The organism is Streptomyces sp. NPDC057428, assembly GCF_042803195.1.
In the GTDB taxonomy this organism is placed as follows: Bacteria; Actinomycetota; Actinomycetes; order Streptomycetales; family Streptomycetaceae; genus Streptomyces.
This window is the reverse complement of sequence record NZ_JBHVCT010000053.1, coordinates 40,190-48,043: the sequence shown is the minus strand read 5'-3', so window position 1 is coordinate 48,043 and position 7,854 is coordinate 40,190. Positions and strand designations below refer to the sequence as shown.

General features: G+C 69.4%; 7 protein-coding genes. 3 read left to right on the top strand and 4 right to left on the bottom strand.

What is annotated here, in order from left to right:
• Nucleotides 1-688: transposase (locus tag ACFU5K_RS20730; RefSeq protein ID WP_384063668.1), on the top strand; the 688-nt coding region annotated here is incomplete at its 5' end.
• Nucleotides 689-1,468: 780 nt separating this feature from the next.
• On the opposite strand, the gene ACFU5K_RS20725 is transcribed toward ACFU5K_RS20730, so the two are convergent.
• Entirely contained in the window at nt 1,469-2,377 is a 909-nt protein-coding gene (locus tag ACFU5K_RS20725) for an SGNH/GDSL hydrolase family protein (protein WP_384063665.1), read from the bottom strand.
• 283 nt (nt 2,378-2,660) lie between these two features.
• Nucleotides 2,661-3,419, bottom strand: a complete 759-nt coding sequence (locus ACFU5K_RS20720; protein ID WP_384063663.1) for a 2-hydroxyacid dehydrogenase — start codon at nt 3,417-3,419, stop codon at nt 2,661-2,663.
• A 626-nt stretch (nt 3,420-4,045) separates the two neighbouring features.
• Between ACFU5K_RS20720 and ACFU5K_RS20715 the strand changes: the two genes are divergently transcribed.
• Together ACFU5K_RS20715 and ACFU5K_RS20710 are read left to right on the top strand one after the other, a co-directional pair.
• On the top strand, nt 4,046-5,020 hold the full coding sequence (locus tag ACFU5K_RS20715; RefSeq protein ID WP_384063660.1) for a hypothetical protein: 975 nt from the start codon (nt 4,046-4,048) through the stop codon (nt 5,018-5,020).
• A complete protein-coding gene (locus ACFU5K_RS20710) occupies nt 4,995-5,840 on the top strand; it encodes a prephenate dehydratase (RefSeq protein WP_384063657.1) in 846 nt (281 codons plus the stop codon). The genes ACFU5K_RS20715 and ACFU5K_RS20710 overlap by 26 nt, the downstream gene beginning before the upstream one ends.
• Nucleotides 5,841-5,914: 74 nt before the next feature.
• Here the strand turns inward: ACFU5K_RS20710 and ACFU5K_RS20705 are convergent, their stop codons facing one another.
• On the bottom strand, nt 5,915-6,529 hold the full coding sequence (locus tag ACFU5K_RS20705) for an FMN reductase (protein WP_384063654.1): 615 nt from the start codon (nt 6,527-6,529) through the stop codon (nt 5,915-5,917).
• The gene (locus ACFU5K_RS20700; protein ID WP_384063651.1) at nt 6,526-7,629 is read right to left on the bottom strand and encodes a CE1758 family FMN-dependent luciferase-like monooxygenase; all 1,104 of its coding nucleotides are present in this window, start codon (nt 7,627-7,629) and stop codon (nt 6,526-6,528) included. The genes ACFU5K_RS20705 and ACFU5K_RS20700 overlap by 4 nt, the downstream gene beginning before the upstream one ends.
• Nucleotides 7,630-7,854 lie beyond the last annotated feature (225 nt).

The window sequence follows — 7,854 nt, the reverse complement described above, 5'->3', positions numbered from 1 at the left end:
CGTCCTGCGCCGCTTCTTCGACGCCCTCGGAGAGCGGCGCACCGCCCGGCTCACGCACATCAGCGCCGACGGCGCCGCCTGGATCGCTGAGGTTCCGGCCGAGCGGGCCGCCGACGCGGTACGCGTGATGGACCCGTTTCACGTGGTGGCATGGGCCACCGACGCCCTGGACACCGAGCGCCGTGCCTCGTGGAACCGGGCCCGCCGCCAGGCCGCCGACCCCGACACCGCCCGCGCGCTGAAGGACTCCCGCTTCGCGCTGTGGAAGAACCAGGCCGACCTCACCGACCGCCAGGCCGCCAAGCTCACCTGGATCGCCGCCACCGACCCACGCCTGCACCGCGCCTGGCGCCTCAAGGAAGCCCTCCGTGCGGTGTTCACCCTGGCCAAGACCCGACCCACCGCCGCCCTGAAGGCCCTGGACCGGTGGATTGGCTGGGCCCGCCGCTGCCGCATCGACAGCTTCGTCGACCTCCAACGCCGCATCCGCCGCCACCACGACGCCATCCGCGCCGCCTTGACCACCGGCATGAGCAACGGCCTGATCGAGTCGACGAACACCAAGACCCGGCTGATTATCCGCCGCGGCTTCGGCTTCCACACCGCAGACGCCATCATCGCCCTCGTCATGCTCACCCTCGCCGGAGACAAACCCACCCTCCCCGGCCGTCAAGTTGCTACAGAGTGACCCACACATACGGCAGGAGAGCCTGTTTCCGCCGGTCGTGTACGTCGTCACGCCTGTGGGCCGGCCGTCAGCGCCCCGCACGGAGCGGGTGACCTTGCCGTCGGCACCGGTGTTGACCGTCACCTTGTCACCCGTGATCAGAGTGACGGTGTGTGAGGACGGCTGATGCACCGTGCGGGCGGGCAGCCGCGGAGTGGCCTGGTCGGCGGGCGTCACGGCGGTGGCCGGGACGACACCCATCGTCAGGGCGGCGCTCGCGGCGAGCGCGATCGGACCTGGTCTGGATATGGGAACGCTGGGCAAGACTCGTCCTGAGAAAGACCGAAGAACGCTCCTGATGATCGGACAGAGTGGGTAGGAGACGGCGGTCCACGCCTGTCGCCTTGTGGTCATGACACATCTGCGTCACCACCCACAGTTCGCGTAACGGACATCTCTGGTGTGCGTGAGATACGTCGGCGAGGCAGGATCCCGTATTAGGCACCGACTTGCCGGGTCCCGCGCCGACACACACGTTCGCGGACGACCTTCGAGGGGTTCTGACTGGTCTCCGCAGGACCGCGGGCTCCGCACGGCCGGCGCGCCCGGGTGGCGTGTGCCGATCAAGCCGCCTGCAGGGGGGCGAACTCTCCGCCGCGGTGCGCGGGAAGACACGCGCGGAGCGCTTTCCAAGCAGGGTGGGGCCCGGCCGATGACGCGCCGGGCCCCGTGTTCTCAGTGGGCGCCCTCAGCCGTCCCGCGCTCCTGCGTGGGCGGCGGCATGACACCCTCCGCGAACTTTCAGTGCTGCCAGAAGTGATGGGCGAGTCCACGCTGGACCGCGCCGGCCATCGCGCTCTCGCCGGCCGCGTTGGGGTGTACAGGTGCGGCCGGGGTCTCCGGGGCGAATGTCTCGATCCACCGGTTGCCGACCGGCTGACAGAGGTCGTGTCCGACGGTGGGTGTGTAGGTGTCCACGTACTTCGCCCCGCCGAGGTGCGCCTGACGGGTGAGCATCTTGTTCAACTCCTTCTCCTTGTCCCGCAGGTAGGAGAAGTCGCCGGCCGCCAGCGGCACCCTGGCGCTCGTACAGCCGACGCCGTCCTCCGGGAAGAGGTCGGGGTAGCCGACGACCACGACGCGGGCGTGCGGAGCGCGGTGGTGGATGCCGCGGAGCACCTGAGCGACCTTGGGGGCGGTCTGCTGGATCGAGCCGGTGACCGTGTCGGTACCACCGGCCGTGTAGTGAGCCCGGCAGGGGGCGCCGGACGGGTCGGTGGCGGAAACCTGAGCACAGGTTCCGAGGATCGTCGAGAAGCCGATGTCGTTACCGCCGATGGTGACGGTCACGAGATCGGTTCCCCGGTCGAGGGCCTCGAACTGGGCGGGCACCGCACCCTGCACGGATGCCATGTTCGCCGTGGTCGCTCCGGCGCAGCTGACGTCGGTCAGCCGCGCGGCCGTCGACCCGGCCACCAACGACGGGTAGTTGTGGTCCGACCGGAGACAGGTCGGGTCCACCTGGCCGGGGACCATCGGCGCGGACGCGTACGAGTCGCCGAGGGCGACGTAGTCCGCGCGGTGCCGACTGTCCGTGGCGGCGCCGGCCGTTGTTGCTCCGGCCGAGACCAGTGCCGCTCCTGCGGAGAGCAGCGCGGCGCCCACGGTCACGGCGCGCGCAGCGCGCGAGGCGGGAAACAGTCTTTGCAAAGCTTGTCCTCTCATGGTCGGGCCGCCTCGGCGGCCCTGGAGTGCCGGCCACAGCCGTGCCGGTCCCGCCGCACGGACGGTCCGGAGCCGTGGCCCGGGCTGAGTCGGCCTCACCGGACACGCAACCGCTGAACCATTTGCACGGCGGTCGCGTGTGGTCGAGGAACCCACTTCTCACACGTAGCGACCCATGAGTAGGTGTCAGGTCTTTTGTAACGACTTGGCTCCTGTCGGACCGCGGCGCCTGCGCGGGGAGCTGTCCGCCTGCGCGTATGTGAACGTCTCAGCTCGCGGCTGGAAGAGGGACAACCGTGTTGAGCAGCTCCTGCCCGTCGGCGTAGCGGTGCAGTTGGGCGCTGAGCAGTTGCTTCACCTGGGGCAGGAAGGCGGACGTGAACGCGCCTGCGTGCGGGCTGATGAGGACGCCCGGCGCGGTCCACAGCGGATGTCCCGCGGGAAGCGGTTCAGGGTCGGTCACGTCGAGGGCCGCTCGCAGTCTGCCTCTTTGCGCTTCGGCGAGCAGGGCTTCCGTGTCCACCACCGGACCACGTGCCATGTTGACGACGAGAGAGCCGTCCTTCATCGCCGCCAGGAAGCCGGCGTCGGCCAGGTGCCGCGTTCCCGCTGTCAGCGGCACCGAAAGGATCACTACGTCCGCCTTCGGCAGCAGGTCGCCCAGGGAGGCCGGAGAGTGGACCGGCCCCCGCCGGGACCAGCGCGCCCTGCCCGCCACTCGTTCCACCTCACAGCCGAAGGGACGCAGGCGTTCCTCGACAGCGGCGCCGATCGAGCCGTACCCCACTATGAGGACCGTGGCGCCGAACAGGGAGGGGCGGACACCTTCCTGCCATCGGCCCATGGCCTGGTTGCGGACGAAGTCCGGCACTCCGCGCAGCGCTGCCAGTGTCAGCGTCAGAGCCATCTCCGCCGTACTGTCGTCGTGCACGCCCCGGGCGTTGCACAGCACGACGTCCTGCCGGAGGTGCGGGAGCAGGTAGTCGACCCCCGCGCTGAGCGCCTGCACCACGCGGAGTCGGGGCATGTGCGGCAACGGCGCCAGGATCACAGCTGCGTCCTTGGCGATCGGGGGCGCGTAGATGGCGACGCGGGCCGGATCGGTGGGGTACTCGCCCCTGCCGTCCCAGTGCGCGTAATCCAGGCGGTCCGGCAGACCGTCGAACTCTTCCTCGGGTATGGGAAGCCAGGCGAGCGCCCGCTCACCGCCGGAGTGGGCCGGCGGCGGTGGGGTTGAGGGGGGTGACTCGACTCACAGTTGTCTCCACTCCTTGGATGCTTGGCGCGGCAGGATCGCGGCGTACGGCATCGGCCCTACGCGGTCAGGGTTGGTCGCGCTCCATCCCGAGAGGGCCCGTGCCGTTCAAGCGCGAGGGCATAAACGGAACCCCCGGGACGTCCAATATAATATGGTTGGTCATCTTATTTAGTGGCAGCCATGCGTCGCTCACGCGTATCGACCTCTCGCGGGAACACACCCGCGAAGGGGTCGGCGGCGCTACGGCTTGCACAGGTCGGCCGGAACCACCGGCCCTCTGTGGCGGGGCTCACGTGAACACTCGTCCGCGCCGGAGCCGTGAACGGTGTGGGCGATCGGATACCGGCGGCGGAGAGCCGGACGATGCCCCGTGAAGGGCGACAGGTGGTGAAACCATGAGCGAGCAGAGCAGGGACGTGGCGACGGGCGCGCTGTGCGGCCGCCTCCCCGACATGGCCGGACCGGACGAGGGACTGCCGTGCGTGCTCGAACGCTTCGAGCTCGCCGGCCATCAGGATCCCCTGGCGGCCTGGGATGCCTTCACTCGCACGTGGAACTGGGCGGCGCTCCTCGGTACCGCCCTCTCCGTCGGAGCCGGGCCGGTTGCCCGCGCAGTGCAGGGTGGCTTCTCGCTGTCCGGCACGTGGCTCCGGCCCACGGGCGAACAGTCCGGATGGTTCGCCGTGCCCGCCGCGGCCGAGCGGCTGCAGGGGCATGTGGGTGCAGGGGGTGACCCGGACCTCTTCGTCATTCCGGAGAGGACGCTTCCGCGAGCCCCGTCCGGCCAGGACGGCGAGCGGGGGCACACATCCGCGTTCGAACTGAAGGATGTCTTCGTGGCGGCCGGGCTTGCCACGCACGCCACGGGAACGGCTCTTCGCGTGGAGGACGCGCTCTTCCTCCGCACCGCCGTCACGGCGATGGCTCTCGGTGCGGCCCGTCGGGTCACCGACGCGCTGGCCGGGCTCGCGCCCGGCGCCGGGGCCGGGGCCGGTGAAGTCTCTGCGGCCGTGTCACCCGCCGCTTCGGCGGTCGAGCTGGCCGCTGTGCTGCACGACGAGCGAACCGCCCTGGCAGCGGTGCTGCGCGGCCTGCCGCGCAGCGGACGAGCAACCGCCTCGGTCTCCGCGGAACCCGCGGCTGCCCATCTGGAACGGGTCGGCCCCATAGTCCGCCATATCGTCGTCGCCGCGTACGAACGGGCACTGCCGTCGACCGGGCACCCCGAAGGACAGTCGCTGGTGCGCACGGTCGAGGACGCTGCACCGATACTTCAGTGCATGCGGTTCGCAGTGGAGACACTGCCGCCGCTCAGCAAGACCCCCACGAGGAAGGCGCAACACGGTGACGAACGTCGCATACCAGGGTGAACCGGGATCCAACTCCTCGACCGTCGCCCGTACGCTGTACCCGACAGGCAGCGAGCTTCCCTTCACGGCTTTCGACCAGGCCCTCGATGCCGTCACGCTGGGTGCTGCCGACGTCGCGGTGATCCCGGTGGACAACTCCGCGGCAGGACGCGTTGCCGACGTACATCACCTGCTGCCGGAGTCAGGACTGTTCATCGTCGCCGAGCACTTCCTGCCCATCCGCTTCGACCTCATGGCGGTGCCAGGCGCATCGCTCGATCAGGTGGAAGTCGTACGCAGCCACGTGCACGCGCTCGGCCAGTGCCGGAAGGTGCTGCGCGAGGGCGGCTGGCGCACCCTGGTCAGCGACGACACGGCCGGGGCGGCACGCGAGGTGGCGGAACTGGGTGATCCACGGCACGCGGCCCTCGCCCCGCCCGCAGCGGCGGGGCTGTTCGACCTGGTGACGCTCAGGGCCGGAGTGGAGGACGATCCCGACAACACCACGCGTTTCGTCGTGCTCTCCCGGGAATCCGCCACACCCCCGTTCACGGGCGAGCCGACGATGACGAGCCTGTTCTTCTGCGTGCGGAACATCCCGAGCGCCCTGTACAAGGCGCTCGGTGGATTCGCCAGCAGCGCCGTCAACCTCACCAAGATCGAGAGTTACCAGATGGGCGCCGGCCTCAATGCCAGCCGGTTCTACGCCGAGATCGAGGGACACCCCGACGAACCGCGGGTCGAACTCGCCCTCCAGGAGTTGGGCTTCTTCTCGACCGAGGTGCGCATCCTCGGCGTGTACCCCGCCCACCCGCACCGGCTGAACGGACGATCCGGCTAAGCGGCGCGGGGGCGACGCGAGGCGTCCGGTGTGCCGCTTAGCGGTGCGAGCCGGCGGGCCGCCCGCACCGCTGCTCATTCGCCGAGAAGCATCTTGCTGAACGGCGTCGGGTCGGCGTACGGATCTTCGATGACCGGCGTATCCCGGCGGTGCACCTCACGTGCGAGTTCGCCGCCCGCTCGTGCGATCCGGTCCATCAGCGACGCCTGCGAGTCATCCCCGCTGCCCCAGTCCTCGGGCGCGGCGAACACACCGGTGGGCATCACGACCGCATGCAGGTACGTGAACATGGGCCGCAGCGCGTGGTCGAGCACCAGCGAGTGCCTGCCGGTTCCGCCCGTGGCCGCGATCAGCACGGGCTTGTCCACCAGCGCCTGGTCGTCAAGGCTGTCGAAGAACATCTTGAACAGGCCGTTGTACGAGGCGGTGAAGGTGGGTGTCACCGTGATCAGGCCGTCCGAACGCGCGATGGTGTCGAACACCGACGCCAGTTCGGTCGACGGCTGACCGGTCAGGAGGTGGTTCACCACGTCATGGGCGTGGGAGCGCACCTCCACGAACTCGAGCTCGACCTGATCGCCGAGGAGTCCGAGCTCCGTGCGTGCCGTGTCCGCGATCCTGTCCGCCAGCATCCGGGTCGATGACGGCAGCCGCAGTCCGGCGGAGACGATGACCAGTGTGCGCTTCATCGGGCGATCTCCTCGGAGCGCGCGTCCTGTGCCTGCGCCGCCTTGAGGGACGCGTGGGTCGGGGCGTCCGGTATGTGCGCCGGACGGTCCGCGGCGAACTCCTTCCGCAGCACCGGCAGGATCTCCCCCAGCATCTCGATCTGCTGAAGCACGGTCTTGCGGGGCACTCCGATGCCGTCGACGTTGAAGAGCTGCCGCTGGTAGGAGCCGCCGGCGAGCTCCTTGTAGGCGAGTACCCGCTCGATCACCTCCTGCGGGCTCCCGACCACGACGGCGGTCCGTTCCTTTGTCTCCTCCAGCGAGGGGCCGCCGCCGTACGCCTGTGAGTTGTCGAAGTAGGGACGGAACTCGCTCATCGCGTCCTGCGACGTCTTTCCGATGAAGAGCTGGGCCGCCAGTCCGACGGTCGCCTGATCGGCGGGGCCGTGTCCGTAGTGCTCGAAACGTCGACGGTAGAGGCCGACCAACTGCTGGACGTGCTCCTTCGGCCAGAAGATGTTGTTGTGGAAGAACCCGTCGCCGTAGTAGGCGGCCTGTTCGGCGATCTCCGGGGAGCGGATGGACGCGTGCCAGACGAACGGCGGGGTGCCGTCCAGGGGCCGGGGGGTCGCGGTGAAGGACTGGAGCGGGGTGCGGAACTTCCCTTCCCAGTCGACGACGTCCTCGCGCCACAGCTTGTGCAGCAGGGCGTAGTTCTCGATCGCGAGCGGGATGCCCTGCCGGATGTCCTTGCCGAACCAGGGGTAGACCGGTCCGGTGTTGCCGCGTCCCATCATCAGGTCGACGCGGCCGTCGGCGAGGTGCTGGAGCGTGGCGTAGTCCTCCGCGATCTTCACCGGGTCGTTGGTGGTGATCAGGGTGGTGGACGTCGACAGCAGGATCCGGCTGGTCCGCGCCGCGACGTACCCGAGGATCGTGGTGGGTGACGACGGGACGAACGGCCGGTTGTGGTGCTCGCCGAGCGCGAATACGTCCAGGCCCACCTCTTCGGCGAGCTGTGCGTACTCCGTCAATGCCTTGATCCGCTCGTGCTCCGAGGGCGTGTGCCCGGACAGCGGGTCACGAGCAAGGTCCCCGACGCCGAAGATTCCGAAGTGCATGGTTATCAGCCTGCCTATCATCCGATTGTGTTCTTGCTGTCAAGGAGAGCCGGTATGCCGCGGCCCTAGGTCGCGCCGGGCGGGACGGGAGTCCGATGCCGACGTCGTGCGCGAGGGCGTGTTCCTCCAGGCCGGGCGGAAAGCTGTCCGGCAGCGGATGTCGCCCGCCACCGCCCCTGCCGCTGCGGTCCTGCCCCCGCGTGTCCGCACCGTTCCTCCCTCCTC

What these genes read in the sequence shown, in the direction of transcription:
- ACFU5K_RS20700 (WP_384063651.1), bottom strand. Translation starts at nt 7,629, where the DNA reads ATGCACTTCGGAATCTTCGGCGTCGGGGACCTTGCTCGTGACCCGCTG.
- ACFU5K_RS20705 (WP_384063654.1), bottom strand. Translation starts at nt 6,529, where the DNA reads ATGAAGCGCACACTGGTCATCGTCTCCGCCGGACTGCGGCTGCCGTCA.
- ACFU5K_RS20720 (WP_384063663.1), bottom strand. Translation starts at nt 3,419, where the DNA reads ATGCCCCGACTCCGCGTGGTGCAGGCGCTCAGCGCGGGGGTCGACTAC.
- ACFU5K_RS20715 (WP_384063660.1), top strand. Translation starts at nt 4,046, where the DNA reads ATGAGCGAGCAGAGCAGGGACGTGGCGACGGGCGCGCTGTGCGGCCGC.